Here is a 25,542-nt window from a genome sequence, read left to right as displayed (position 1 = left end):
AGGGGATAGTGGTCAGGCGACCATCGCGTGCCGCAGGGATGGTGGTCAGGCGCTGGCGGCCATGGCGTGTCGCCGATGATGAACTTCAAGTTGATCCTTGATCACCCGCAACACTTTGGCCTCGTGCTCATGGATGAAGAAGTGCCCGCCGGCGAGCATGTCGACGGAAAAACTGCCGAGGGTTTCCTTGCGCCAGCCGATCAGTTGTTCGGTAGTCGCCCGGTCGGCCTTGCCGCCGAGCACATGCACCGGGCATTTGAGCAATGGCCGCTGCACCGGCTCGAATCGCCCGCACAACTGGAAGTCGGCGCGCAGGATCGGCAGCGTCAGGCTCATCAGCTCTTCGTTGGCCAGTACTTCCTCGCTGGTGCCGTTGAGCGTGCGCAATTGCTCGATCAGCTCGGCATCGGATTTTGGCTCGGCGAAACCGCGGTCGTACTCGGCGCGCAGCGTTGGCGCGGCGGTGCCCGAGGCGAACAACGCTGCCGGCTCCGGCATGCCGAGAGCGCGAAAGGCATGCGCCATTTCACAGGCGAGCAACGCGCCCAGGCTATGGCCGAATAAGGCATATGGCGCCTTGAGCGTGGCTTTCTGTTCATGGGCGAGTTGTAGCGCGAGGCGGCGCATGTCGGTGTGCAGCGGTTCGCCGTAACGCGCACCGCGCCCCGGCAGCTCCACCGGTTGCAGTTTCAGCCACTGCGGCAGTTTGCGCCGCCAGCGGCTGTAGACCATGGCACTCGCGCCCGAATAGGGCAGGCACAGCAATGTCAGCTGGGTCACTGGGCTTACCTCAAAAGTTGTCTGCTAAGAGAACGGATGAGGCAGCGCTTGAATTAGTCGAAGATCCAATGTGTGAGCAACTGTCTTGATGCTGCTTCAAAGCGCTGTTGTAGGAGCTGCCGAAGGCTGCGATCTTTTGATCTTGCCTTTGATTAGAAAAATCAAAAGATCGCAGCCTTCGGCAGCTCCTACAAAAAGGGGTGCCTATTTCAGGTGGCGGAAGCTTTGGATTGCCGAACCCAACACCACCGCCCCCGCCGCAATCGCCACCCAAAACCCGCTGGGCGCGCCGAACGCATCCACCAGCCACCCGGAACTCGCAGCGCCAATCGCCACGCCGATGCTCAAACCGGTGACCAGCCAGGTCAGGCCTTCGGTGAGTTTGGCCGGCGGCACGATCTGCTCCACCAACGCCATGGCGACAATCAGGGTCGGCGCAAAAAACAGCCCGGCGACGAACACTGCCAGGGATAACCCGAAAATATTGGTCGCCAGCAGCAACGGCAAAGTCGTCACCGCCGTCGCCACCCCACCGTACAAAAACAATCGAGGCAACGGCACTTTCGAACGCAATGCGCCGAACGCCAACCCGGCCATGCACGAGCCAATCGCATACACCGACAACACGATACTCGCCGCCGCCGGCTGGCCCTGCTGCTGGGCGAAGGCGACGCTGACCACGTCCACCACACCGACGATGGTGCCCATCGCGACCATCAACAGCATCAGCAATTGAATGTCCACGGAGCGAATGATCGAGCCCATTTGATGTTCTTCGTGCGGATGCACCGGCGGTTCAGTGCTGCGTTGCAAGACAAATGCCGTCACCCCGATGGCCAGCATCAGCAACGCCGCCAAAGGCCCGGCCTCGGGGAACGCCACCACGCACAAGCCCACCGACAACGGCGGCCCGACAATAAAGCAGACTTCGTCCAGCACCGATTCCAGGGCATACGCCGTTTGCAATTGCGGCTGGCCGCGATACACCTCGGTCCAGCGCGCCCGTACCATCGCCGACATGCTCGGCATGCAACCGGCCAAAGCGGCGAATACAAACAAGGTCCAGTGCGGCGCCTGCAAACGCGTGCAAAGCAACACCATCATCAACGCCCCGCCACCGACCAGCGCCGACACCGGCAAGATCCGCCGCTGACCAAAACGGTCGACCCACCGCGACACCTGCGGCGCACAAAACGCCGTGGCCAGCGCAAACGTTGCCGCCACCGCGCCGGCCAGGCCGTAGCCACCTTGCAACTGCGAAAGCATGGTGATCAGGCCGATGCCGGTCATGGAAATCGGCATGCGCGCGATCATGCCGGCGAGCACGAAGGCTCGGCTGCCTGGGGCCTTGAACAGTTCGCGGTAGGGGTTTGCCATGGGTGCAAGTCTCGACAAGGGCATGCACGTTGCCATAACCCTTGGTTGAGGGGAAAGCGTGGAATTGTTGGTTGAATGTGAAGGCCCTATCGCGAGCAGGCTCACTCCCACATTAATCGGTGTACACAAATCCATTGTGGGAGAGAGCCTGCTCGCGATGAGGCCAGAACGCTCACCCTGTAACCGCAGACAAATGAACTCCAACCCGCCCAAACCAGTCAGCTACTAAGGCCCTCATCGTAAAACCCGGAGCCCCGAAACAATGGCTGATCATCATCCCGAACGCCAAAGCCCCATCGACGCCCACGGCATCATCGGTGACATGCGCAGCGCCGCGCTGGTCAACGACAAAGGCAGCGTGGATTTTTTCTGCTGGCCGGAATTCGACAGCCCATCGATTTTCTGTTCGCTGCTGGACACCCCCGAAGCCGGCATCTTCCAGCTGTCCCCGGACTTGCCCGACGCACGCCGTGAACAGATTTACCTGCCGGACACCAACGTGCTGCTAACCCGCTGGCTCAGCGACCGCGCCGTGGTCGAAGTGACTGATCTGCTGCCCATCGGCGATACCGAAGACGACTTGCCGATGCTGATGCGTCGCGTCCGGGTGGTCAGTGGCCAAGCGACATTCCACCTGCGCTGCGCCGTGCGTCATGACTATGCCCGCGCCAACACCCACGCGCGCATGGATAAGAACGACGTGATCTTCGAGGCCGCCGATCAACCGTCCCTGCGCCTGTCGGCGGATCAGCCTTTAAAGATTGATCGCAACGCGGCAACCGCCGAATTCACCCTTGAGCAGGACCAGACTGCGCAATTTTTGCTCGGTGCCATCGACGATCCGCGCTTCAAGGACGGTGCCGCCGCGCTGTGCCTGGAACGCACGCTCAAGTTCTGGCGCGACTGGATCGGCCAGTCCAACTATCGCGGCCGCTGGCGGGAAATGGTCAACCGTTCGGCACTGGCAATGAAGTTGCTGACCTCGCGCAAGCACGGCGCGATCCTGGCCGCCGCGACATTTGGCCTGCCGGAAACCGTTGGCGGAGAACGCAACTGGGACTATCGCTACACCTGGATCCGCGATGCTTCGTTTACCGTCTATGCCTTTATGCGCCTGGGTTTTGTTGAAGAAGCCAACGCCTACATGCGCTGGTTGCGCGGGCGGGTCAGCGACTGTCATGGCAAGTCGATGAAATTAAACATTCTCTACGGCATCGATGGCCGCCAGGAACTGCCGGAGATCGAGCTTTCGCACCTGTCCGGTCACGGCGGCGCGAAACCGGTGCGTATTGGCAACCTGGCTTATGCGCAGGTCCAGCTCGACATCTTTGGCGAACTGATGGACGCCATTTACCTGGTCAATAAATACGGCGAAGCCATTTCCCATGAAGGCTGGAAGCACACCATGGAAGTGGTCGATCAGGTCTGCGAAACCTGGCAGCAAGAGGATGTGGGCATCTGGGAAATGCGCGGCGAGCAGCATCATTTCCTGCACTCGCGACTGATGTGCTGGGTGGCGCTGGACCGGGCGATTCGCCTCGCCTCTAAACGCTCACTGCCCGCGCCGTTCGCCCGTTGGGATCAGACCCGCCAGGCGATCTACGCCGACATCTGGGACAACTTCTGGAACGAAGAGCGTGGGCATTTCGTCCAGCACATCGGTGGCACTGCCCTCGACGGTTCGATGCTTCTGATGCCGCTGGTGCGTTTCGTCAGCGCCAAAGACCCACGCTGGCTCACGACCCTCGACGCCATCGAAAAACACCTGGTGCGCGACGGCATGGTCTACCGCTACCACAACGACAAAACCCACATCGACGGCCTGCCCGGCTCTGAAGGCGCCTTCGCCGCTTGTTCCTTCTGGTACGTCGAATGCCTGGCGCGCGCCGGACGCGTAGAGAAAGCCCATCTGGAATTCGAACAACTGCTCCGGTACGCCAATCCACTGGGGTTGTACGCCGAGGAATTCGACAGCCACGCGCGGCACATGGGCAACACACCGCAAGCGCTGACGCATTTGGCACTGATCAGCGCGGCGTGTTTTCTGGATCGGAGATTGAGTGGGGAGAAGAGTTTTTGGCAGCCGTAAATCGGGGTTTTCTGGCGCGACCGATCACCTGTGGCGAGGGAGCTTGCTCCCTCGCCACCAACAGTGTCCTTGCGTTGGTATCTGTGTAGGCCCACGCCCTACATTTCTTAAACAACACCGACGCCCATGCCCCCGAAATACCTTGTTGCCAGTCACTGCATCGCCACCTAACATCCGTGCTCAACGGGTACAGCGGAGCTGTCCAACACAACCCGAATTCAAGGAACCCGAATGAGCCAACGCATCCATCGCAGCATCGACCTCCCCTTACGAACCGGCCTGAATCGCGAAGAACTGTGGGACGCCGATGACAAGGGCCTGATCAAATGCTGGGAAATCGGCCGCCAGCGCGCCGCCCGTTTACCCGAACTGGCCCAACAATGCCTCGCCGACGAACTGCCGGTCCTGGGCTGGAAAGGTGGCGTCAGCCGCGGCCTGAAAAAACGCGAAAAATACGGCTCCCTGAAATACCTCGCCCAGTGGCAGGGCTTGCGCGGGGAGGATCTGGATGTGGATGTGGCCGAGGAGCGGGCGCTGACCTGTTCACGCACGCGAATGGTGGTGACGTTTACGCCGGATCGGACGAAGTATTTTAATCAGGTGGCGGAAGTGGACGCCGTTGAATAGTGCTGATTTCCCCATAGCGTCCACGTTGACTCGATGGGCATAACACTGCGGAAGAGGCACCCAATCCCACGCTCAAAGCATTACTGGATCGACTGCAACGCTGACGGAAAACCGCTCGCGGTAGGCTTGCGGCGTCACGCCCATGGCACGCAGAAAACTGCGCCGCAGGGTTTCTTCGCTGCCGAATCCACATTGCACGGCGACCCGCTTGATCGGCACGCCGGTGTCGCTCAGCAGGCGTCGCGCAGTTTCGACCCGGATCAATTCGATTGCCCGGGCCGGGGTCTGCCCGGTGTCGGCGCGGTAGTGGCGAACGAAGCTGCGTTCGCTCATGCCGGCCTGCAAGGCCAGGGTCGGAATGCCGAGGTCCTTGGTGAGGTTTTCACTGATCCAGGCATGAAGTTCGTCGAAACGGCTGCCTTCTTTCTGTAAAGACAAGGTCACGCTGAACTGCGACTGGCCGCCGGGGCGTTTGAGGAACACCACCAGTTGCCGCGCGACTTCCAGGGCCATGGTCCGACCGAGATCTTGCTCAACCATGGCCAACGCCAGGTCGATGCCAGCGGTGACGCCGGCCGAGGTCCAGACCGGACCGTCGTTGATGAAAATCGGATTAGGCTCGACCTGCAATTGCGGGTGTTGCTGAGCCAACTGCTCGCAGCGAGTCCAATGGGTAACGACGCGCCGGCCATCGAGCCAACCGCTGGCTGCCAGCAAAAACGCCCCCGTACACACCGATGAAACCCGTCGACACCCCGCCGCATGCTCGCGCACCCAGCTCACCAGAGGTCCATCTTCCGCTGCCGCATAAACGCCCCAGCCACCGGCGATGATCAAGGTGTCGCTGCCCTGCTCGGGCAATGGTTCGGTCAACAACGCCAATCCCGCCGACGACATCACCGCCCCGCCGCCACTGGCAATCACCGTCGGTGCATAAGGCGCCGGCAGCCCTTGCTGGCGAGCGATGTCGTTCGCCGACGCAAATACCTGCAGCGGCCCCGTTACGTCGAGCAATTGCACGTTAGTGAAGGCGAGCACATGAATGGATTTAGGCATGATTGGCGTAATTCGTGGGCTGATTGGCGTATGCGCCAAATCCTAGGCGCCTACAGTGAAGTCGTCCACCCACTTCACGAGAAAAAACACCATGACCCTGCAGATCGGATTTCTGTTGTTTCCACAGGTTCAGCAACTCGACCTGACCGGCCCGTACGACGTGCTGGCTTCGCTGCCGGATGTGAAGGTGCATCTGATCTGGAAGGACTTGCTGCCCATCACCGCGAGCACCGGCCTGATGCTCAAACCCACCGCCACCTTCGACGATTGCCCGGCGCTGGATGTGATCTGCATTCCCGGTGGTAGTGGTGTCGGGCCGTTGATGGAGGATGAGCAGACCCTGGCGTTCATCAAGAAACAGGCGGCCAATGCGCGTTACGTCACCTCGGTTTGCACCGGAGCACTGGTGCTCGGCGCGGCAGGCCTGTTGAAGGGTAAACGCGCCACGACTCACTGGGCCTATCACGAATTGCTGGCGCCACTGGGCGCAATCGCAGTGAAGGATCGAGTGGTTCGCGACGGCAATTTGCTGACCGGTGGCGGGATCACTGCAGGAATCGATTTTGCCCTGACCCTGGCCGCTGAATTGTTCGATAAGGACACCGCCGAACTGGTGCAATTGCAGCTGGAATACGCGCCGGCACCGCCGTTCCAGTCTGGCAGCCCTGAAACCGCGCCAACCGGCGTACTGGAAGAGGCCCGTAAACGTGCGGCTGCTTCATTGAAACTGCGCGCGGAAATTACCCGGCGTGCAGCAGAGAAACTCGATCTTCAGTGAACAAAATGGCTGCGGGGACCAAGTCCTCGCAGCCATTACTTTTCATTCGCTCATAAAAAAACCCGCCGAAGCGGGTTCTTCCAAGACCATTACGACTCCCTGTCGTCAGCATTCCATGCAAATGGCCGATCATCCATGATCCTGAGCACTGCCTGTGCTTCAGTGGATGGGGCCAGAATACGCATGGGATCCAAAGTTCAATAGACGACATAGCTACCATCGCGTGTAAGACATTCGCCATAGCAGCCCTTCCGAAAACCCTTAGATGACTCAGGTGCCTTGCCTGGAGGCCGCGTGTTCCGGGACCGTCAGCAGGTTTCCGTCAATCATCCTGATGCTCGTGAGCCTTTGCCCTTTCCACAAGAAACTGTTCGATGTTGTTCATCTGTTCATCCCAGCCCCGGCTGTCCATGCGAAACGCCTTGAGGCGGCGATGCTGGGGAATGTGATCGAAACCGGACTCGGACACCTTGAGCAGCGTGCCATCGTCCATGTCTTCGAGCTCGAACTTCACCAGCGTGGTGGGTTCCTGGGAGTAATCGAACTCCGGCTCTACTGCGTAAGGGTGCCAGCGAAACGAAAACAACCGCTCCGGCTCGACCCGCTCCACCAGCACATTCCAGCGCAGGTGCTCGTAACCGGGGTAGGTAATCTGCCCCTGGGTCCACTCACCGGCGACAAAACGCTTGCCGTCGAGTGCCACGCCAAACCACTTCCCGAATTCTTCGGCATGGGCGATCACTCGCCAGACCTGTGAACGCGGCGCCTTGAGCAAAATCTTTCTTTCGATGCGATCTGATGCTGGGTTCATTAGTCACCTCCTGTACTGAACAACAGTAGGCCTGTAAGACCCCATGTCCAGCGCTAAAGTTGTACCCGTCAGGTATAGCAAATCAACTTTTCCTGAAATATTCGGCTGCATTTCCAGTAATTAGTTCTGCCTTTGAGAGGAATGGCAGTCAGCCAAAACTGCTAACGTTTACCGCCAGACCGATGTCGCAAAAAGGTAGATTCATGCAGCCCTCACTTACGGAACGATATCGCGGGGCCTTGCTCGGCCTGGCCTGCGGCGATGCCGTTGGCACCACTGTCGAATTCCAGCCGCGCGGTACATTCCCGGCCCTGACCGACATGGCAGGCGGTGGCCCCTTCAACCTGAAGCCCGGTCAATGGACCGACGACACCTCAATGGCGCTGTGCCTGGCTGAAAGCCTGCTGATTAAAAATGGCTTTGATGCAACCGATCAAATGAACCGCTACCTCGCTTGGTGGCGACACGGCTACCTGAGTTCAACCGGGGAGTGCTTCGACATTGGCATGACTGTGAGTGATGCGCTGGCCCGCTATCAGGCAACAGGCATCCCCTTCGCGGGCTCCCGCGATCCCTGCACCGCCGGCAACGGTTCGTTGATGCGACTGGCTCCGGTGGTTTTGTATTACTTTCCGGACCGCGAACGGGTGCGAACATTTGCCGCGAACAGTTCCAGAACGACTCACGCCGCACCGGAAGCGGTCGAGTGTTGCCAGTTGTTCGCCGAGCTGACCTGCATGGCCTTGCAAGGCACACCCACGCGCGACTTGCTCAGTGCCGCAAAGACGACATGCCTTGAACCAAAAGTCGCGGCCATCGCCCGAGCCGATTACTCTGATAAATCTGCAAGCGATATCCGGGGCAGCGGTTATTGCGTTGCCTCACTCGAAGCAGCCTTGTGGTGCTTCCATCACACGGACAGCTTTGAAGCCGCCATTCTCAAAGCGGCCAACCTGGGCGACGATGCGGACACCACCGCTGCTATCGTTGGCCAATTGGCCGGTGCCCACTACGGCGTAAAGGCCATTCCCGAACACTGGCTAGGGAAGCTGCACCTACGCAAAGAAATTCAAGCCATGGCTGACGCGTTACTTCGGGCAGCCACTGTACTCACTCCCTCAGGAGAGCTCCATGAATAGCCTGCGCGGAAGCTGCCTCTGCAAAACCGTCCAGTACGAAGTCGAAAGCCTCGACGTGCCTATCAGTCATTGTCACTGCCAGACCTGCCGCAAGGCGCATGCGGCGCAATTCGCCGCGAATGCCGGGGTGATGCGCGAGCACTTTCGCTGGACCAAGGGCCAGGATCGGCTGAGCAGCTATGAATCGTCGCCGGGCAAACTGCGGCATTTCTGTTCGGTCTGCGGCTCGCATTTGGTGGCGGAACGCTTGGCCCAGCCGCACGTCATTGTTCGAGTAGCGACACTGGACGACGACCCGAAAATGACGCCTCAGGCGCATATCTGGACGTCCCACGATTTACCCTGGCTTGAATACGAAGCGGTAAAAAAATACCCGGAATGGCAAACGTAGATGGCGCAATATTCCATCGCGCTAAACTGCACCTCAATTTTCCCTGCCAAAGCGAGTTTCCCCATGCACTCACGCATTCTTCTGGCGCTGACGCCTTTGTTGTTCACCGCCCTGGCCCATGCCGTCGATTGCGACAACGCCGCCGACCAAGCCACGATGAACCAATGTGCATCGCAGGAACATATGGCGGCGGATAAGGAATTGAATGCCCTGTACCAGCAAATCAGCACACGACTGAAAAGCAATCCGGACAGCAAGAAGCTGTTGGTGGGCGCGCAGCGTTCGTGGGTTGCGTTTCGGGATGCCGAGTGCAAGTTTTCGGCGTCGGGTGTCGAAGGCGGGAGTGTTTATCCGCTGATCTATAGCAACTGCGTGACGCAATTGACCAAGGCGCGGGTTGAGACGTTCAAGACTTACTTGAAGTGTCAGGAAGGGGATTTGGGGTGTCCGGTGCCATCCAACCCTTAAAAGCGAAAAGATCGCAGCCTCATATAGGAGCTGCCGAAGGCTGCGATCTTTTGATCTGCTCTACCGCACAAAAACCTGTGCCGTGGTAATCGCCATATCCCCGCCCGGCATCTTGATACTGCCGATCTGTTTCAGGCTATCGGCATCGAAGATCGCCACATCGTTGAAGGTCCCGGCCAGGTAGATCTTGCTGCCATCCTTGTTGAAGGAAATGCAGTAATAAGAGTGATCAAGCGTCGCCGACTGCAGCAGTTTCTTCTGCTTGATGTCGTACTTGGCCAAGCGGTTGAGCACACCAAACATCAGGTTCGGGTCTTTCGGCGAGCGCATGCCGCTGAAGTAAATCTCCGTCAGAGGACCGAAGTCGGTGGTTTCGGTCTTGCCGGTTTTCAGGTCGATGCTGAACAGCCCATACAGGTATTCGGCGGTCAACGGGTCCTGCTTCTTATCCTTGAATTTCGCTGCGGTATAGAGCAGCGAAAAATCATGCCGATAGGTCTGCTGGTTCCACACATAGAGCACGTCCGGCGCGCTGTAGTTCGGGCGTTTCCAGTGACGGCTCGGGATCAGCACGTCGAACTTGCCGGTTTGCACATTGACCTTGTAGACATCCGCCCCCGCCACGTACAGCGTGCCATCGTCACCGCTCTGCATGATGGTCAGCTGGCGCGGCGCCGGGAAACTGCGCAGCGGTTTGGCGTCCATGCCGGCGCTGGTCGCATACACATCAAGCCGAGGCTGCTGCACTTCGTAGTGATCGTTGAGCATCAATGTCGGGTTGGCGATGGTGAACAGTTCCTTGCCGTCGTGGCTGAGGGTGAAGGCGAACATCGACTTCGCTTTCTCCCCCGGTTTCTGGGTGATGCTGGCGTGGAACACCTGTTTGCAATTGTCCAGCTCGACGCCGTAGACATCCGCATAGTGATTATTCAGCACGTAAGCGGTCTTGCGATCCGGCGATAGTTGCACGGTGCCAGGGCCGAAGGCGTCAGGCATCTTGCAGGTCTTGAACAGCGTGTCGGTGGCCAGGTCGATCACGTTCAGGTTGTTCGGGTAATTGGTGGTCAACATGTACTCGTGACCGTCTTGCAACGCGCTGTTTTCATCGGCCAGGACACTGAGCGACAAGGTGCTCAGGACGGCGAACGCGGCCAGGCCGCAGGCTTTGATGCTGTGCATGCTGGAATCCTTCTTCTTGTTCTGATCACTTGTCTTTGGGGAAGACCGTGCCGAGGTTGCGCCAGTTTTCGTTGGACGACTGGGCATCCTTGTTCCAGTCCGGGTACGTGCTCATCATGTCGGGCACCTGGGCTGGCCACCAGCAAGGGTCGGAGCAGCCATACAAGTCAGCCTCCATCGGCTGGCACAGCGACGACACACCGCCAAACGCATCGATCTCCCAACCGGGGTCGGTGGTCGAGGCGCAACCCGCCACGGAGCTCATCGCGACCACTTCTTCGATGCGGTTTTCGTCCGCGGCCTGATCCAGCTTCAACGCTTTGTTATTGATTGCCTTGAGATGTTTCATATCAGTGAGCCTTGCGCGGAGTGATGTAGCTGCTGATGAACGCAGGGTTGTGAGCCATGATCCGGGTGTAGACCTCGATGCCGAAGTCGACCCAGTCACGCATCAGTTCGCAGTAGTGATAAGTCGGGTGCGTCGGGTCGCCGTAGCGGGCGTAGCTCTCGTGGTAGCAGCCGCCGGAGCACAGGTTGCGGATCTGGCAGTCTTCGCAGCCGGTGTTGGTGCGGTCCAGGCGCTGGGACAGGAAGTCGTTCAACTCCACCTGTTTCACGGCGGTGTGGACGTTACCGAAGGTCGGCAGGCTCGACCCGGTGAAGCGGTGGCACAAGTTCAATTCACCCTTGTAGTCCACCGCCAGCATCTTCAGGCCCGCGCCGCACGGCAGGGCTTTCTTGTGGCCTTCGTGGATATCGGTGATCAACTGGTGCAGGTTGGAGAAACCGATGTTGCGGTGCTCCAAAGCCGCTTCCAGGTAACGCCGACCGAGTTTTTTCATATTGGCGAAGACTTCGATCAACTCGTCGCTGGTCAGGTTGAATGTGCTGATGTCGCCGGAGGTCACCGGGGCAAAACCGACTTCGGCAAAACCCAGTTCGTTGAACAGGTGATCCCAGATGGTTTCGACGTCCGTCACGCCAGTGGTTAGCGTCACGCGTGCACCGACCGGACGGCTGTTGTAACGCGACAGCAGCATCTCGGCCTTACGCCGCACCACGTCGTACGTACCCTGCCCGCCCACGGTGATGCGGTTGCGGTCGTGCACGGTTTTCGGTCCGTCGATACTTACCGACAAACCGAACCGGTGGGCATTGAGGTAGTCCACGGTTTCTTCGGTGAGCAGCGTGGCGTTGGTGGTCATGACAAATTCGACGAACTTGCCAGCCTCGCGGAAACGCTTCTCGCAATAGTCGACCATGTACTCGATCAGCTTGCGGTTGCTCAATGGTTCGCCGCCGAAGAACACCACGGTGAAACGCTCTTCGTCCGGGGATTCACGCAGCAGCATTTCCACCGAAGCGATCGCGGTTTCGACGTCCATTTTCTTGCCGGCCGAAGGCTTGTCGAGGTCTTCCTTGTAGCAGTAGGTGCAGCTCAGGTTGCAACCTGTGTTGACGTTGAGCACCACGGTATTGATCGCCGTGCGCTCGACGCGTTTGGTGGCGATGTCCGGGGTCAGTGGCGAGCCGTCGCTGACCAGTTCCAGGGCCATCAGTTCGCGCAGGGTTTCGGTGATTTCCTCACCGCTGAAGCGCGCGGCCAGGCGCTGGATCAGGTCGTCCGAGGAACAGCCAGGACCACGCAAGGTATCGATGATGGTGCCGGTCAGCTCATCGCTGGCAAACAGCGAACTGCTGGGGATGTGAAACAGAATGCGGTCGGCATCGACGTGCACTTCGTGCAGGTTGCGTTCGACCAGATTCAAGATAGCGCCCATTGCAAACCTCCAATGCAAACCCCGAGTGCGGGGCCTGCGGTCATTCCGAAAAAGTGTCTGAAGCTGTGGGTTTCAGCCAACTTATGGAATGGGTGGACTGTTCCAGCGTTGCACGGTCACGATCATGTGGCCTTCGCCGGTCAGGGATTTCCCTTCGTCGTCGACGGCGGCGATGACCTTGAGGTTGCCGGCATTGTTGGTGGACATTTTGCGTGCCGGATTCGGCCCGGCATCGCCCGGTGTGAATACGCCTGCGTCGGCCTGCATGGTGCCGGCAAACTTGACGTCGTCATCTTCCTTGGCGCGGTCGTCGAATGCTTCGACCTTCCATTGCGCCGGGAATACACCGATGCGATACGGCTTGCCATCCGCGCCCTTGCCCCAGGCTTCGGCGTCGAAACGGCCCTGGACTTTCGGCGTCGAACCACCGCCCTCGCCGATCCGCGCCACCGAGAATTCCGGCACCACTTTGACCGCGTCGATCTTGTTGTAGACCGACAGGCTCGGGCCTTTCAGCGTTCCAAGGGTGACTTCGCGCAGGCCCGGTTGGGCATTGGCGGCAGCCTTGAGTTTGACCTTGATCCGGTCCGCGCTTTGCTCCACGACTTCGACCACTTCCACACCTTTGCCGAAGTTCGGTTTGCCGGTGAGGCCGCTGCCGATCAGGGTGACTTCGGTTTCGCTGCCGGCCTTCAGGTAACCCGGCTGCACTGCGAGCAGACGACTGGAGCCTTGCTTGGCTGCGACAAAATCCAGACCACGTTCATCATGCTCGGCCTCGAACATCCGCCCCTGCATGGCGTTGCCTTGGGCAGCGAACACCTGGCGCATGGTCACGCCGTCGATGGTCACGTTGCCGCGCCATTCGTAGCCGGTGTAGAGAATCGCGCTGCCGTCGCCATTGAACGGCGTGCCGTCGGCGTATTGACCTTTGACGCTGACCTTGAAGGTGTCGCTGCCGTCTACCGTCACGCTCATCACGCCAGCCAGTTCGCCTTTGCCCGGCACGTGACCGCTGAAGCTCCAGTCACCCACCAGTGCATCGCTTTTCGGCGCAACGCTTTGCCATTTCTTCCAGGCCGGGTTGTCCAGCGGATAACGCTTGGCCAACAATGGCACCATCTCTTTGCGGGCGATATCGAACCAGTCGCGGTCACGGGCCAGAGCCTGATATTCCAGCGACGGCCATTGGCCGAGGTGGAAATTCACCAAGCGTTCCCATTCCTGGGCCGGACGCCGCTGCAGGGCAACCCGTGCACCGGAGTGGCAGCGGCCACACATTTGGCTGGTCTTCTCGTCGAATTGCTCGACAGTGTTGAGCCGGCGCTCCATCGCATAACGCACGCCATCGGTTTCGCTGGGTGCCAGGCCCTGTGTATCGGCCAGGTACTTGACCAGCGTGCGACGGTCTTCATCGCTGATCTGCAAGCCGTGCATGGTCTGCATCCGGGCAATGCTCATCAGCCAGCCTTCCGGCGTTTTACGCTGGTGGCTGATACGGCTCAGGGCGTTATCGGCTTCGGGGGTGTGACAGCCCTGACAGGTTTCCTTGAGGATGGTCTGGGCGTCTCGGGCTGCCAGGCTATGAGGCGAATGCAGCGCTACACAAGCGGCTACGGCCAGCAAGCTGGCGCTCATACCTGATCGGAGTTTTCTCTTCATCAACGTCGAACCTCGCACGGTGCTTTCTTATTTTTGTGGCTTATCGTTTTTTTGGTTTCTGCCGTCGGCTTTGATCCGCTGACGGAGGCAAGAGAAACGTCTGCGATGAGCAATACACGGAGCGTGCCAGCTTACGAATAGTGTTATTTATCAACCGGTTGATTGAAATAAAGAGTCCTTGTCGACTTCTGAAGCGAACGGCAGGCGTCCAATATCGCGACAACTGTTTCACTCTGAGACAAGCATAGGATCAAGATCAAAAGATCGCAGCCTTCGGCAGCTCCTACAGGTGTATGCCGACTCCTGTGTAGGAGCTGCCGAAGGCTGCGAACATTTGATCTTGGCCGTCTCACCGCGTCGCAATTTGCGACGTCCGGCACTCGCCATGCATTGCTCAAGCACCTGCCATTGCCCGTCGCATGGGGCTTTCACTAAAAAAACCACAACTGGCACAACCGTTGCGAAAGACCTCGCCACACGAACAAGACGAGGTTTCAACATGTCGCTTCCAAACCTGCTTCCCGCCACTACGGCATTCATCCAGCGCGCTCCGCGCATGCTTATTGGTGGCGACTGGATCGAGGCCGCCGACGGTCAGACCATGCCCCTGCACAACCCGGCCACTGGCGAAGTGCTGTGCGTAGTGCCACGGGCCACGCCGGACGATGTCGACCGTGCGGTGCTTGCCGCGCGTCAGGCGTTCGATGATTCGGCGTGGACCCGCACTCGGCCCCGGGAGCGGCAGAACCTGTTGTGGAAACTCGCCGACCTGATGCAGCGCGACGCCGAACTGCTGGCCCAGCTGGAATGCCTGAACAATGGAAAAAGCGCCGCCGTTGCGCAGGTGATGGACGTGCAACTGGCCATCGACTTTCTGCGCTACATGGCCGGTTGGGCGACCAAGATCGAAGGCTCCAGCGTCGAGGTGTCGCTGCCGCTGATGCCCAACGATCAGTTCCACAGTTTCATCCGTCGCGAAGCGGTAGGCGTGGTCGGCGCGATCGTCGCCTGGAACTTTCCGCTGCTGCTGGCCTGCTGGAAACTCGGCCCGGCCCTGGCCACCGGTTGCACTGTAGTGCTCAAACCGGCCGACGAAACCCCGCTGACAGCGCTGAAGCTGGCCGAACTGGTACTGGAAGCCGGCTACCCCGAAGGCGTTTTCAACGTGGTCACCGGCACCGGTATCACCGCCGGTTCCGCCCTGACGCATAACCCTTTGGTGGACAAGTTGACCTTCACCGGCTCTACCGCCGTGGGCAAGCAGATCGGCAAAATCGCCATGGACTCGATGACCCGCGTCACTCTGGAACTGGGCGGCAAATCGCCGACCATCGTCATGGGCGATGCCGATTTGCCGAGCGCGGCCGCAGGTGCTGCCAGCGCGATTTTCTTCAACCAGGGCCAGGTTTGTTGCGCCGGTTCACGCCTGTATGTGCAGCGCAAACACTTCGACAATGTGGTGGCGGATATCGCCGGCATCGCCAATGCGATGAAGCTCGGTAATGGCCTGGACCCGAGCGTCGAGATGGGGCCGTTGATCTCGGCGCGTCAGCAGGAACGGGTGTATGGCTATATCGAAAAAGGCCGGGAAAGCGGCGCGACCATTGCGTGCGGTGGCGAACAGTTCGGCCCTGGGTTCTTCGTCAAACCAACGGTCATTGTTGACGTCGATCAGAAGCATTCGCTGGTGCAGGAAGAAATCTTCGGCCCGGTGCTGGTGGCGATTCCGTTCGATGACGAAGCCGATGCGTTGCGCATGGCCAATGACAGCCCTTACGGGTTGGGGGCGAGCATCTGGTCGAATGACCTGGCGGCAGTGCATCGGATGATTCCGCGGATCAAGTCCGGTTCAGTGTGGGTCAACTGCCACAGCGCCCTGGACCCGGCGCTGCCGTTTGGTGGCTACAAGATGTCCGGGGTCGGGCGCGAGATGGGGTATGCGGCGATTGAGCATTACACCGAGTTGAAGTCGGTGTTGATCAAGTTGTAATCCGCGGCGTCCTCACGGGCGCCATCGCGGGCAAGCCCGCTCCTACAGGGTCTCGCGATACCCTGTAGGAGCGAGGCTTGCCCGCGAAGAGGCCCGACCGGCCAATGCAAAAAATCAGGGTTTGAAACCCTGAGCCAACAACCACCCCCGAACTGTCCGCCCCTGCTCCACCGTCAAACCCGCCAAAACCTGGTCCGCCGGCTCGCTGCGCAACCGCCGCACCAACGACGCCAGCTCAACCCCTTGCACATGCCAGATCCCCAGCGGCTGATCCGCCGTAATCACCACCTCAGCCTCATCGACAAACCCGTCCCGCAGCACTGGCGCTCGCTCGATCCTCAGCGCATTGAAATCCGCCTCGGCATGGGCGACCTCAGCATCCGGCCATTGTCGCCGAGCCTGCCAGAACGGCAGATCGAGCCAGCGCTGCTCATCGGCATAAAAATCACGACCGATCCGCGCAAAGCGTAAAAACAACTGCTCGACGCGTTGCTGATGAAAGCGCTGGGCCAACGCCGCTCGCTCAGGTTTGCACAGCAAGGTGTTGATCACCGTCGGTGCCTGCAACGCCGACGACAAGGACTGAAAGATGCCATTGCCCGACAGCGGGTCCACCGCCATCGCCGCATCGCCGACCCGAATCCAGTTATCGCCGCATACCCGCGGGCTCAGAATTGCTGTGCTGCTGCGGGCGTGTAGCTGCAAATCCAGTTCCGGATCGTTGCCGAAAAATGCCCGGGCCACCGAAGAATCCAGACGCCGCCGACGACAGTAATCGAGCAACATAGTCTTGCCCGGCAAGCCGGCACTGACCACGTCCACCGTCCATTGCCAGTAACACTGGCCATCGGCTCGGCGCGCCATCCAGGCCCAACCGTCCTCAAGGCTCTCCACTGCACTGGCCGTGTTACCCGACGTGCCTTGCCAGCGGTTGAGCAGGCTGACTGTCTCCGGACCGCGCAAGCCTTTACCGAGGGCGGGTGCCTGACGCCCACGGGCCTCGACGAGGAAATCCGCAACCCGTGTTTCGCACCCTTGGATTTCGATCCGGTGCCCGTCAGCAGATGTCTGAACCGTCAGCACCCGGCCTTCGATCAATTCAACGCCCGCCTGACGCAGGTCTTCGCGCAGGCCTCGATCAACGCTCGGGCGATCCAGCAGGTATTCGATGTTCTGTGCGTGTTGCCGGCCGTTCCACGACACCTGTCGCTGAGAAGGCAACACCGCATCCGCCAACGCCTGATGCAGACCTGCACCGCGCATGGCTTCCAGCACCCGCACGGAAACGCCTTCCAGCGCGGCAAAGCGACGCCACTCGCTGACCAGCGTCACGGCATAACCGAGCCGCCGCAAACCCAGCGCAACCGCCGCACCCGCCGGGCCGGCGCCTAAAATCACAATCCTTGTCATGGCCCTAAGCGCCGTTCGGGGCCACGGTAACGGGCGTTATCGCGCAGCCACTGGATGACCTGCTCGTTGCTCGCCGGAGGGTGTGCCACCAGAAACGCCGCGATGTGCCCGCTCAACGCCGCACAGCCGAGGCTGGCACCAGATTGCCCCGGATAGGTGCCATGCACACAGGCAGCGAAATCCGCCTGGGCACTGTTGAGCCACGACCATTCGAGTTCGGCGCAGCGCGCATCGCCGGTCACTCGCAGCACTGCTGGATAACTCGCTGGATACACGCCATCGCCCTGAGCCGGACTGGACGCGCAAAGCAGCACGCCCCGCTCTACCGCTGCCGCGCAAGCCGTGCGCAACAGGCTGCGATCCTGGCGCAAGCCGAGACTCAAATTGATCAAGCGCACGTCCTGCGCCACCAGCCAGTCAATCGCCGTGGCGATCTGCAAGGCGCTGGTGACGCCGCGCTGGTCAAACACCTGAGCCACGCAAAACAGCGCCGACGGTGCACGTCGGCCGATGGCCTCGATCACTGCGCTGCCATGGCCCAACGGATCATCGCGCAAATCGCTTTCGGCAAGCCCATCCTCCACCAGCGAAAAACACCGGCCGGCGATCACCTGCACCCGTTGCGCCGCCGAGTGACCACTGTCCACCACGCCGATGCGCAACTCAGGTTTCATAGGGCTCAGGCTTCATGCAGCACCGTTTTCGAAACCAGCACACCATCGAGCAATTCAAAGCGCAGATCGGCATCGGCCAAGGTTGAAGGGCGATGGCTGATCAGGATGCGCGTACGCCCGGCAAACAGGCGGTCAATGGCTTCGATCACTTCGCGCTCAGTGGCTTCGTCCACCGCCGAGGTGGCTTCGTCGAGCACCAGAATCAACGGGTCTTGTAGCAGTGCGCGGGCAATCGCGATGCGTTGTTTCTGCCCACCGGATAACTGCTGGCCGCGTTCACCCAAAGGACTGTCAAGGCCTTCGGGCAGGGACGCGATCAGGCTGTCGAGTTGCGCCAGGCGCGCCACTTCGGCAATCGCTTCACGGCTGGCGTCCGGCACCGCATACGCCAGGTTGTCGGCGAGGCTGCCGCGAAACAGCACGATGTCCTGACTGACTACGGCGATGCGACGACGCAGCTGGAACAGGTCCAGTTCGCGCACATCGACCTCCCCCAACAACACCCGCCCGGACTGTGGATCGTGGTGCCGTTGCAGCAGGTCGATCAGGGTTGATTTGCCGACGCCGGAGCCGCCGCTCAGGGCCACTTTCAAACCATAAGGAATACGCGCTTCGATACCGCGCAGGGTCGTGGTGCGGCCGGGGTGGCTGAAGTGCACGTTATCGAAACGCAGTTCACCAGAGGCCGGCATCGGTTTCGGCGTGTTCGGTGTGAGCACGGTCGGCTGTTCGCCACGAAGCTCCATGACGCGCCCGAGGCTGACGGTCATCCGTTGAATCGCAACGTACAGTCCGAGCAGGCTCTGCACCGGCCCGACAGCCATACCCAGATAAGTCGAAAAGGCGATCAACGCACCCAATTGCCAGGTGCCTTGCACCACCCAATAACCGCCGATCAAAAACGCACAGGCCCGGGACAGCGAGGTCAGCGTGCCTGGCACGGCCTGGGTGAAAAACTCGGTGACTTGCAGGCGCAGCAACTGGCTCATGTAGCCCTGACCCAGGCTTTCTAGACGTCGCGCCTCGCGTTGTTGCTGGCCGGCAGACTGGATGAATTTCATCACCGGTAAGGTCTCGACCATGAATGACGACATGTCCGCCGAGCGTTCGCGCAACTGCCGCACATCGCGCTCGACTTTGCGCCGCATCCAGCGCAGCCAAAGCACGTCGAGGGGAATCAGCACCAGTGCCAGCAACGAAAGTTTCCATGACAGCGTCAGGAGCATCGCAATGGCGACTACCAGCCCGATCACGCTGGACACTGCCGAGAACAGCGAGTCCACGGCAAAGCGCTGAATTTCGGCGACATCGCCATCGAGGCGCGACATCAAATCACCGATGCGCCGCTGGCCATAGAAGCTCGGCGACAGGGTTTGCAAATGCCGATAAAGGTCGTCGCGCAGGGCAAATAACATGCGCCCGGACAGCCGCGTGTGCAGGTAACGATTGATCCCGGAGAGTGCCGTGCCCAGCAGCCCGGCGACGATCATCAACCCGGCGATCAGCATTAGCTTCGGAAAGTTGCGCGCCAATAGACCATCGTCGATCAGCAGTTTGGTCAGCCATGGCTGCACCAGCACCAACGCCGAAGCGCAGACCGATAAACCCAGCAACCCTGCAATCGCCAGTCGATGGGGACGCACGAAGCTGTACAGCCACTGCAACGCCGATTGCAGGGCTTGCGGGTTCTGGCTGTCGATCAGCCGAACGATCAGGCGCTGCATCACGAGCGCAACTGTTTGAGCTTGCGATACAAGGTCGCGCGGCTGATGCCCAGGGCATCGGCGGCGGCCGAGACGTTGCCCTGATGGTTGTCCAGGGACTGGCGAATCATCTCCAGTTCGTTTTCGCGGATACTGCCGGACTGCGGCCGTTCGCTGGCGTTCAGGTCGTCGAGCATGCTGTCGGGCAAATGATCGAGGGTCAGGACGGTTTCCCCCGGTTCGCGCATGGCCAGCGCGGTGCGCAGGACCATCTCCAATTGGCGGATGTTGCCCGGCCAGTGGTAGCCACCGAGCAAGCGACTCAAGTCGTCATGCAGCACCACCGTTGGCGCGTCGAGTTTGGCCAACAAACGGCTGACCAGACCGCTGAAGTCTTCCCGTTCGCGCAGGGCTGGGAGTATCACGCTGATGCCGTTGACCCGGTAGAACAGGTCTTCACGAAAGTGTTTTTCTTCCACCAGGCGCTTGAGGTCACGGTGGGTGGCGCAGATCAGCGCGACGTCGATGTCCTGCTCTTCACCGGCGCCCAGCGGCGCGACTTTGCGGTCCTGCAACACCCTTAGCAGACGCGCCTGCAAAGCCAGTGGCATGTCGCCGATTTCATCGAGAAACAGCGTGCCGCCGTGGGCCTGTTGAAGTCGCCCGATCATGCCGCCACGGCGTGAACCGGTGAACGCGCCTTCGCGGTAACCGAACAGTTCGGACTCGATGAGGCCTTCAGGAATCGCCGCGCAGTTCACCGCGACGAAGGGTTTGTCGCAGCGGGTGCCAGCCATGTGCAGAGCGCGGGCGATGACTTCTTTACCGGTGCCGGTTTCACCCAGCAACAACACCGGCAACTCGTTGGCCAGGCCTTGGCGGGCCATGCGCAAGGCGCGGGCATAACGGACGTTGCTGCCGGCCAGGGTTTCCAGATCCGGTTGCGCCTTGGCGGTTTTGGGGGCGCTGCGCGGCGGTGTGCTGACGTTGATCGAACGTTGCGGCGCACGCAGGGTTTTGTAGAAAAATTCGCCTTTGGCGGTCTGCAGGCTACCGGCACCGCCCTGATGCAATCGGGCCAATAATTGCAGGCCATCGACGCCGAGAAACTCTTCGCAGCGCCGGCCAACCAGTGCGGAGCGCTCGGCATGCAGCAACTGGCAGGCCTGGGCGCTGACGGCGAGTATCTGACCGCCAAGGCTCACCGCCAGCAGGCCCTGCCAAGGGGATTCGAGGTACTGACGACGACTGTGAAAAGCCAGGACGATCTCGTCCGGGTAACTGGCGTTGAACACCCGGCTTTCAATCTGGCTGACGGCCATGGCCAGCAGCGCGGTGCTGTCGTGGGCGCGACCGAGTGGGCCTTCGCGGGTCAGGTCGAGGACGCCGAGGATCTCACCCTGCGGGCAATAAATCGGCACCGACGTGCAGGAAAAATCACTGAGGCGATCCAGGTAATGTTCGCCGCAATCGATCAGGGTTGGCCGCGCTTCTACCAGCGCCGTACCGAGCGCGTTGGTACCGCGCGCGGCTTCGCTCCAGCAAGCGCCGAGGGTGATGTCTTGCAGGCCGCTGCCCTTGAGCCGGTCAGCACGTCCTTCAACAGCAAGAATGGTCGCATCGGAGTTGGCGAGGATGATCAACCCTTCCTTGCCCTGGCGCTCGGCCAGGTAATCGATAGCCGGTAATGCGGCGTCGATCAGCAAGCGATTGCTCGCCAGCAACACGTCCAGGCCGGCACTCGATGCCAGTGCCAGTTCATGCTTGGCATTGAAATGCACACCATGACTGAGACTGCGTCGCCACGAAGCGTCGATTTCGGCGCGCAGGACACCGTCCGGTACTTCGCCTTCCAAGTGCAGCTTTTCCCGGGCCAGCCGGGCTTCGCGGTGCAGTTTGGGAGAGTTTGTTTTTATTAGCGTCATCAAGCGCTCCGGGTCGTCCGCCCTGCGCCTTTAAACAACGGCGCCCTGCCGCAATCTTTACGTTAACGTAAGGGCGATGGCAAGTGCCTTACGGCGCTTGTGTTCCGCCAGGCGGATCGCGTCAGCGTTCTTAAACGTGAGGATCACCCGGCGCTTTGCTCGGTGCCGCGTATTGCGGTTTCAGATGGCCTTCCTGATCGAGCAGCCAGGCGTCCATGATTTGCCGCACCACTGGACCGGCAACACGGCCACCGGCCTCGCCGTTTTCGATCATCACCGAGATGACGATCTTCGGGTGTTCGGCCGGGGCGAAACCGACGAACAAGGCGTTGTCGCGGTTACGCTCCTGGGTCTTCTCGCGGTTGTAACGCTCGCCCTGCTTGATCGCCACCACTTGCGCGGTGCCACTCTTGCCGGCAATACGGTATTGCGCACCCACTGCTGCAGCACGAGCAATACCACGGGCATCGTGCATCACCATCTGCATGCCATGGTTGACCTGCTCCCAGTCACGCGGGTCTTTAAGCAGGATGTTCGGCATCGGATGCTCATCCACCGGCACAACACCGTCGACGGTCTTGGCCAGACGCGGGCGGTTCCAGACGCCTTTATTGGCAATCAGCGCCGTGGCCTGGGCCAGTTGCAGCGGCGTGACCTGCATGTAGCCCTGGCCAATACCAAGGATCACCGTTTCGCCGGGGAACCAAGGCTGACGACGCGTGGCGCGCTTCCAGGCCTGGGACGGCATCAGCCCGGCGGACTCTTCGTACATGTCCAGCGAGACCTTTTCGCCTAGACCGAACATTGCCATGTAGTCGTGCAGGCGATCGATGCCCAGTTTGTGCGCGAGGTCGTAGAAATAGGTGTCGTTGGAGCGCATGATCGCCGCGTCCATGTCCACCCAACCGTCGCCGCTGTGGTTCCAGTTGCGGTACTTGTGATCGAAGTCGGGGAGTTGGTAATAGCCGGGGTCGAAAACGCGGGTCTGCGGCGTGACCACACCGGTATCGAGCCCGGCAATTGCCACTTCCGGTTTGATGGTTGAGCCCGGCGCATACAGTCCACGCAGTACGCGGTTGAACAGTGGCCGATCGATCGAATCGTGAAGTGCCGCGTATTCCTTGAAGCTGATGCCGGTGACGAACAGGTTCGGGTCAAAGCTCGGCTTGCTGACCATCGCCAACACTTCGCCGGTCGACGGATCGAGTGCCACCACCGATCCACGGCGATCACCCAAGGCTTCTTCGGCAGCTTCCTGAAGTTTGACGTCGAGACTCAAGACGATGTTTTTACCGGGAATCGGGTCGGTGTGCTTGAGCACTCGAAGTACACGGCCCTGTGCATTGGTTTCGACTTCCTCGTAACCGACTTGGCCGTGCAGTTCCGATTCGTAGAATTTTTCAACGCCGGTCTTGCCGATGGACTGGGTGCCCCGGTACTCGACCGAATCCAGAACCTTGGATTCTTTCTCGTTGATACGCCCGACGTAACCAATTGAATGCGCGAAATGCTCGGCCAGCGGGTAATGGCGTACGAACTGCGGCTCGACATCAAGGCCCGGCAGACGGAACTCGTTGACTGCCAGCACGGCGATCTGCTCTTCGGTCAGTTCGTAGAACAGTGTCACCGGCACGAACGGGTGCCGCGCCTGCTTCATCGCCTTGTCAAACAGCGTGCGGTCCTCAGCGGGCAAGTGCAGCAGGTTGACTACCTCATCCAGCTCCTCTTTGACATCCGAAGCGCGCTCGCGGGTGATGGTCAGGTTGTAACTGGGCCGGTTGTCCGCCAAGACCACGCCATTGCGGTCATAAATCAATCCACGGGTGGGGGTGATTGGAAGAACGTGGACGCGGTTGTTTTCGGAAATCGTGGAGTGATAGTCGAACTCGACTACTTGCAAGACGTACATGCGCACCACAAGTGCACAAGTAATGGCGGCGACGAACAAGGCGCAGGCCATCAGCCTTTTGTTGACCAGGCGCGTCTCTTTTTCGTGATCCTTGATGGGTATCGGTTCAGGCATTTCTGTAGCAACTCTTTGAAGATGAGGTGCCGATCCGTGGGCTTGAAATCAGTCCGTTAAAAAGGAGCTGCACCATACCAAAAACTGTCCGGTCACTTTAGTTCGATTTCCTCTAACGGTAGTTTTTGTGAATGGTAAAACCTTAATGTGTTTCGCCACTCGTGCGTTTTGCTCAAGATTGATATTCCTATTCGTGCATTTTTCTTGCTGACCGGCGTATGGATACTGGGTGTATGTCATTCCATCGTTTTTTTTGGAGTTAATTTATGCATCCACGATTTCAACGATTACTGGGTTCGAAGGAGTTTTCCATCGGGCTGGAATTGCCGCTGGACAATGATTGGTCCAACGATGGTCAGCGATTGAGAGTCGCTGAAGGTCGCCCGTTTGGTGTGCCGGACCTGAAGCAGCATGCAGCCATGGCGCGCCTGGCAGACAAGGCCGGTTTCCGTGCGCTGTGGGTCCGAGATGTACCCATTTACGACCCTCACTTTGGTGATGCTGCACAGGTGTTCGAAACCTTTTCCTACTTGGGTTACCTGGCAGGCATCACTGACAACATCATGCTGGGTACGGCAGCTGTTGTGCTTCCCTTGCGTCAGCCTTGGCTGACACTCAAGTCGGCTAACAGTGTCGATGAACTGAGTGATGGGCGTCTGCTGCTGGGCGTGGCCAGTGGCGATCGACCGATGGAATATCCGTTGTTTGGAGTGGACTATGAGCAACGCGGCGAGATCTTTCGCAATACCGTTGAGTTGCTGCACAGCCAGGGGAAAGGTCGTTTGCCTGAAGGTGCTCGCCTGCTTCCGGAGCGTGATGAGTCAATGCCGCTGCTGGTGGCGGGCCTTGGCCAGCAATCACCATCGTGGATTGGCGAACACATGGATGGCTGGCTCGCCTACCCTGGAACGCCGGAGGAGCATCGTCGTCGAGTTGGGTTGTGGCGTGAGGTCAGCGGCGACAAGCCCTACATCAGCTTTGTGCATTTGGATCTAGCAGCCAATCCCCATGCGCCAATGCACCGTGTCCATTTCGGCGGCAGTTGTGGACGTCTGGCGTTGATTGACGAACTTCAGGCATTACGCGAGGCAGGCGTGCAACATATTGGTCTGCACTTGCGTCGCAGCGAGAGACCCGTTGCAGAGATTATTGAAGAGATCGCAGAACACGTGCTGCCAAAGTTTCATTAATGCAGCGGTAGAAAAAGGGACAGCCATCAGGCCGTCCCTTTATTTGCGCGGTACTTTCCTGCGGACAAAACAAAACCCCAACTGCTTTCGCAATTGGGGTTTCGGAATTTAATCTTGACGATGACCTACTCTCACATGGGGAAACCCCACACTACCATCGGCGATGCATCGTTTCACTACTGAGTTCGGGATGGGATCAGGTGGTTCCAAGGCTCTATGGTCGTCAAGAAATTCGGGTACTGATCCGTCTTTCAACGTTTCAGCAAATTGGGTATGTAATAGATTTGTGTGTTGCTCTYGAACTTTCGGTTCATTGCGTCTTCACACACCGCAATCTGGTGCTCTTTCGCTTTTGGGCTCGAAGCAAGCRAATTGCTTGGGTGTTATATGGTCAAGCCTCACGGGCAATTAGTATTGGTTAGCTCAACGCCTCACAGCGCTTACACACCCAACCTATCAACGTCGTAGTCTTCGACGGCCCTTCAGGGG

General features: G+C 59.6%; 21 protein-coding genes and 2 rRNA genes. 8 read left to right on the top strand and 15 right to left on the bottom strand.

Going from position 1 to position 25,542, the window contains the following annotated elements:
• Window positions 1-45 precede the first annotated feature (45 nt).
• Window positions 46-780, bottom strand: coding sequence for a thioesterase II family protein (locus KUF73_RS23535; RefSeq protein WP_218440404.1), 735 nt, complete (start codon window positions 778-780; stop codon window positions 46-48).
• 204 nt (window positions 781-984) lie between these two features.
• On the bottom strand, window positions 985-2,157 hold the full coding sequence (locus KUF73_RS23530) for an MFS transporter (protein WP_218440403.1): 1,173 nt from the start codon (window positions 2,155-2,157) through the stop codon (window positions 985-987).
• Between the two features lie 262 nt (window positions 2,158-2,419).
• Here KUF73_RS23530 and KUF73_RS23525 point away from each other — a divergent pair, with 262 nt between their 5' ends.
• Both KUF73_RS23525 and KUF73_RS23520 read left to right on the top strand, forming a co-directional pair.
• On the top strand, window positions 2,420-4,246 hold the full coding sequence (locus KUF73_RS23525) for a glycoside hydrolase family 15 protein (RefSeq protein ID WP_218440402.1): 1,827 nt from the start codon (window positions 2,420-2,422) through the stop codon (window positions 4,244-4,246).
• Between the two features lie 231 nt (window positions 4,247-4,477).
• Window positions 4,478-4,873: a hypothetical protein gene (locus tag KUF73_RS23520; RefSeq protein WP_218440401.1), complete on the top strand. Its 396-nt coding sequence runs from the start codon at window positions 4,478-4,480 to the stop codon at window positions 4,871-4,873.
• A gap of 72 nt (window positions 4,874-4,945) precedes the next feature.
• On the opposite strand, the gene KUF73_RS23515 is transcribed toward KUF73_RS23520, so the two are convergent.
• A complete protein-coding gene (locus tag KUF73_RS23515; RefSeq protein WP_218440400.1) occupies window positions 4,946-5,929 on the bottom strand; it encodes a GlxA family transcriptional regulator in 984 nt (327 codons plus the stop codon).
• A gap of 91 nt (window positions 5,930-6,020) precedes the next feature.
• Here KUF73_RS23515 and inhA point away from each other — a divergent pair, with 91 nt between their 5' ends.
• Window positions 6,021-6,707, top strand: coding sequence for an isonitrile hydratase (gene inhA, locus KUF73_RS23510; protein ID WP_218440399.1), 687 nt, complete (start codon window positions 6,021-6,023; stop codon window positions 6,705-6,707).
• 322 nt (window positions 6,708-7,029) lie between these two features.
• Here inhA and KUF73_RS23505 read toward each other — a convergent pair whose 3' ends face one another.
• Window positions 7,030-7,518: an SRPBCC family protein gene (locus KUF73_RS23505; RefSeq protein WP_218440398.1), complete on the bottom strand. Its 489-nt coding sequence runs from the start codon at window positions 7,516-7,518 to the stop codon at window positions 7,030-7,032.
• Between the two features lie 203 nt (window positions 7,519-7,721).
• On the opposite strand from KUF73_RS23505, the gene KUF73_RS23500 reads away from it, so the two are divergent.
• The 3 genes from KUF73_RS23500 to KUF73_RS23490 all read left to right on the top strand — a co-directional run bounded on the left by KUF73_RS23500 (window position 7,722) and on the right by KUF73_RS23490 (window position 9,516).
• The gene (locus tag KUF73_RS23500) at window positions 7,722-8,657 is read left to right on the top strand and encodes an ADP-ribosylglycohydrolase family protein (RefSeq protein ID WP_218440397.1); all 936 of its coding nucleotides are present in this window, start codon (window positions 7,722-7,724) and stop codon (window positions 8,655-8,657) included.
• Window positions 8,650-9,048, top strand: a complete 399-nt coding sequence (locus KUF73_RS23495; RefSeq protein ID WP_218440396.1) for a GFA family protein — start codon at window positions 8,650-8,652, stop codon at window positions 9,046-9,048. Before KUF73_RS23500 ends, KUF73_RS23495 begins: the two co-directional genes overlap by 8 nt.
• Window positions 9,049-9,111: 63 nt before the next feature.
• Window positions 9,112-9,516 carry a lysozyme inhibitor LprI family protein gene (locus KUF73_RS23490; RefSeq protein ID WP_218440395.1) on the top strand — a complete coding sequence of 135 codons (405 nt, stop codon included), beginning with the start codon at window positions 9,112-9,114 and terminating at the stop codon, window positions 9,514-9,516.
• Between the two features lie 60 nt (window positions 9,517-9,576).
• Here KUF73_RS23490 and peaD read toward each other — a convergent pair whose 3' ends face one another.
• The 4 genes from peaD to peaA form a co-directional block, all read right to left on the bottom strand.
• Window positions 9,577-10,695, bottom strand: a complete 1,119-nt coding sequence (gene peaD, locus KUF73_RS23485) for a quinohemoprotein amine dehydrogenase subunit beta (protein ID WP_218440394.1) — start codon at window positions 10,693-10,695, stop codon at window positions 9,577-9,579.
• Between the two features lie 25 nt (window positions 10,696-10,720).
• A complete protein-coding gene (gene qhpC / locus KUF73_RS23480; protein ID WP_218440393.1) occupies window positions 10,721-11,044 on the bottom strand; it encodes a quinohemoprotein amine dehydrogenase subunit gamma in 324 nt (107 codons plus the stop codon).
• A gap of 1 nt (window position 11,045) precedes the next feature.
• Window positions 11,046-12,476, bottom strand: coding sequence for a quinohemoprotein amine dehydrogenase maturation protein (gene peaB, locus KUF73_RS23475; protein ID WP_218440392.1), 1,431 nt, complete (start codon window positions 12,474-12,476; stop codon window positions 11,046-11,048).
• A gap of 81 nt (window positions 12,477-12,557) precedes the next feature.
• Complete coding sequence (gene peaA / locus KUF73_RS23470; protein ID WP_218440391.1) at window positions 12,558-14,138, bottom strand: quinohemoprotein amine dehydrogenase subunit alpha; 1,581 nt, start codon at window positions 14,136-14,138, stop codon at window positions 12,558-12,560.
• 499 nt (window positions 14,139-14,637) lie between these two features.
• Between peaA and KUF73_RS23465 the strand changes: the two genes are divergently transcribed.
• The gene (locus KUF73_RS23465; RefSeq protein ID WP_218440390.1) at window positions 14,638-16,128 is read left to right on the top strand and encodes an aldehyde dehydrogenase; all 1,491 of its coding nucleotides are present in this window, start codon (window positions 14,638-14,640) and stop codon (window positions 16,126-16,128) included.
• A gap of 114 nt (window positions 16,129-16,242) precedes the next feature.
• On the opposite strand, the gene KUF73_RS23460 is transcribed toward KUF73_RS23465, so the two are convergent.
• The 5 genes from KUF73_RS23460 to mrdA form a co-directional block, all read right to left on the bottom strand.
• Entirely contained in the window at window positions 16,243-17,538 is a 1,296-nt protein-coding gene (locus tag KUF73_RS23460; protein WP_218440389.1) for a tryptophan 7-halogenase, read from the bottom strand.
• A complete protein-coding gene (locus KUF73_RS23455) occupies window positions 17,535-18,212 on the bottom strand; it encodes a S8 family serine peptidase (RefSeq protein WP_218440388.1) in 678 nt (225 codons plus the stop codon). Before KUF73_RS23455 ends, KUF73_RS23460 begins: the two co-directional genes overlap by 4 nt.
• A 5-nt stretch (window positions 18,213-18,217) precedes the next feature.
• Entirely contained in the window at window positions 18,218-19,936 is a 1,719-nt protein-coding gene (locus KUF73_RS23450; protein WP_218440387.1) for an ABC transporter ATP-binding protein, read from the bottom strand.
• Entirely contained in the window at window positions 19,936-21,840 is a 1,905-nt protein-coding gene (locus tag KUF73_RS23445) for a sigma-54-dependent Fis family transcriptional regulator (RefSeq protein WP_218440386.1), read from the bottom strand. Before KUF73_RS23445 ends, KUF73_RS23450 begins: the two co-directional genes overlap by 1 nt.
• Before the next feature lie 130 nt (window positions 21,841-21,970).
• Window positions 21,971-23,863, bottom strand: coding sequence for a penicillin-binding protein 2 (gene mrdA / locus KUF73_RS23440; RefSeq protein WP_218440385.1), 1,893 nt, complete (start codon window positions 23,861-23,863; stop codon window positions 21,971-21,973).
• A 266-nt stretch (window positions 23,864-24,129) separates the two neighbouring features.
• Here mrdA and KUF73_RS23435 point away from each other — a divergent pair, with 266 nt between their 5' ends.
• Entirely contained in the window at window positions 24,130-25,053 is a 924-nt protein-coding gene (locus KUF73_RS23435) for a TIGR03571 family LLM class oxidoreductase (RefSeq protein ID WP_218440384.1), read from the top strand.
• 112 nt (window positions 25,054-25,165) lie between these two features.
• On the opposite strand, the gene rrf is transcribed toward KUF73_RS23435, so the two are convergent.
• Window positions 25,166-25,281 (bottom strand): 5S ribosomal RNA (rrf, locus tag KUF73_RS23430).
• 159 nt (window positions 25,282-25,440) lie between these two features.
• Window positions 25,441-25,542: ribosomal RNA gene (locus tag KUF73_RS23425) — 23S ribosomal RNA — on the bottom strand; the annotation flags it as partial.

The organism is Pseudomonas sp. PD9R (assembly GCF_019200975.1).
Classification (GTDB): domain Bacteria; phylum Pseudomonadota; class Gammaproteobacteria; order Pseudomonadales; family Pseudomonadaceae; genus Aquipseudomonas.
The sequence above is the reverse complement of the archived record's forward strand: the minus strand, read 5'-3'. Positions and strand labels throughout refer to the sequence as shown.

What these genes read in the sequence shown, in the direction of transcription:
- KUF73_RS23530 (WP_218440403.1), bottom strand. Translation starts at nt 2,157, where the DNA reads ATGGCAAACCCCTACCGCGAACTGTTCAAGGCCCCAGGCAGCCGAGCC.
- KUF73_RS23525 (WP_218440402.1), top strand. Translation starts at nt 2,420, where the DNA reads ATGGCTGATCATCATCCCGAACGCCAAAGCCCCATCGACGCCCACGGC.
- KUF73_RS23520 (WP_218440401.1), top strand. Translation starts at nt 4,478, where the DNA reads ATGAGCCAACGCATCCATCGCAGCATCGACCTCCCCTTACGAACCGGC.
- KUF73_RS23515 (WP_218440400.1), bottom strand. Translation starts at nt 5,929, where the DNA reads ATGCCTAAATCCATTCATGTGCTCGCCTTCACTAACGTGCAATTGCTC.
- inhA (WP_218440399.1), top strand. Translation starts at nt 6,021, where the DNA reads ATGACCCTGCAGATCGGATTTCTGTTGTTTCCACAGGTTCAGCAACTC.
- KUF73_RS23505 (WP_218440398.1), bottom strand. Translation starts at nt 7,518, where the DNA reads ATGAACCCAGCATCAGATCGCATCGAAAGAAAGATTTTGCTCAAGGCG.
- KUF73_RS23500 (WP_218440397.1), top strand. Translation starts at nt 7,722, where the DNA reads ATGCAGCCCTCACTTACGGAACGATATCGCGGGGCCTTGCTCGGCCTG.
- KUF73_RS23495 (WP_218440396.1), top strand. Translation starts at nt 8,650, where the DNA reads ATGAATAGCCTGCGCGGAAGCTGCCTCTGCAAAACCGTCCAGTACGAA.
- KUF73_RS23490 (WP_218440395.1), top strand. Translation starts at nt 9,112, where the DNA reads ATGCACTCACGCATTCTTCTGGCGCTGACGCCTTTGTTGTTCACCGCC.
- peaD (WP_218440394.1), bottom strand. Translation starts at nt 10,695, where the DNA reads ATGCACAGCATCAAAGCCTGCGGCCTGGCCGCGTTCGCCGTCCTGAGC.
- qhpC (WP_218440393.1), bottom strand. Translation starts at nt 11,044, where the DNA reads ATGAAACATCTCAAGGCAATCAATAACAAAGCGTTGAAGCTGGATCAG.
- peaB (WP_218440392.1), bottom strand. Translation starts at nt 12,476, where the DNA reads ATGGGCGCTATCTTGAATCTGGTCGAACGCAACCTGCACGAAGTGCAC.
- peaA (WP_218440391.1), bottom strand. Translation starts at nt 14,138, where the DNA reads ATGAAGAGAAAACTCCGATCAGGTATGAGCGCCAGCTTGCTGGCCGTA.
- KUF73_RS23465 (WP_218440390.1), top strand. Translation starts at nt 14,638, where the DNA reads ATGTCGCTTCCAAACCTGCTTCCCGCCACTACGGCATTCATCCAGCGC.
- KUF73_RS23460 (WP_218440389.1), bottom strand. Translation starts at nt 17,538, where the DNA reads ATGACAAGGATTGTGATTTTAGGCGCCGGCCCGGCGGGTGCGGCGGTT.
- KUF73_RS23455 (WP_218440388.1), bottom strand. Translation starts at nt 18,212, where the DNA reads ATGAAACCTGAGTTGCGCATCGGCGTGGTGGACAGTGGTCACTCGGCG.
- KUF73_RS23450 (WP_218440387.1), bottom strand. Translation starts at nt 19,936, where the DNA reads ATGCAGCGCCTGATCGTTCGGCTGATCGACAGCCAGAACCCGCAAGCC.
- KUF73_RS23445 (WP_218440386.1), bottom strand. Translation starts at nt 21,840, where the DNA reads ATGACGCTAATAAAAACAAACTCTCCCAAACTGCACCGCGAAGCCCGG.
- mrdA (WP_218440385.1), bottom strand. Translation starts at nt 23,863, where the DNA reads ATGCCTGAACCGATACCCATCAAGGATCACGAAAAAGAGACGCGCCTG.
- KUF73_RS23435 (WP_218440384.1), top strand. Translation starts at nt 24,130, where the DNA reads ATGCATCCACGATTTCAACGATTACTGGGTTCGAAGGAGTTTTCCATC.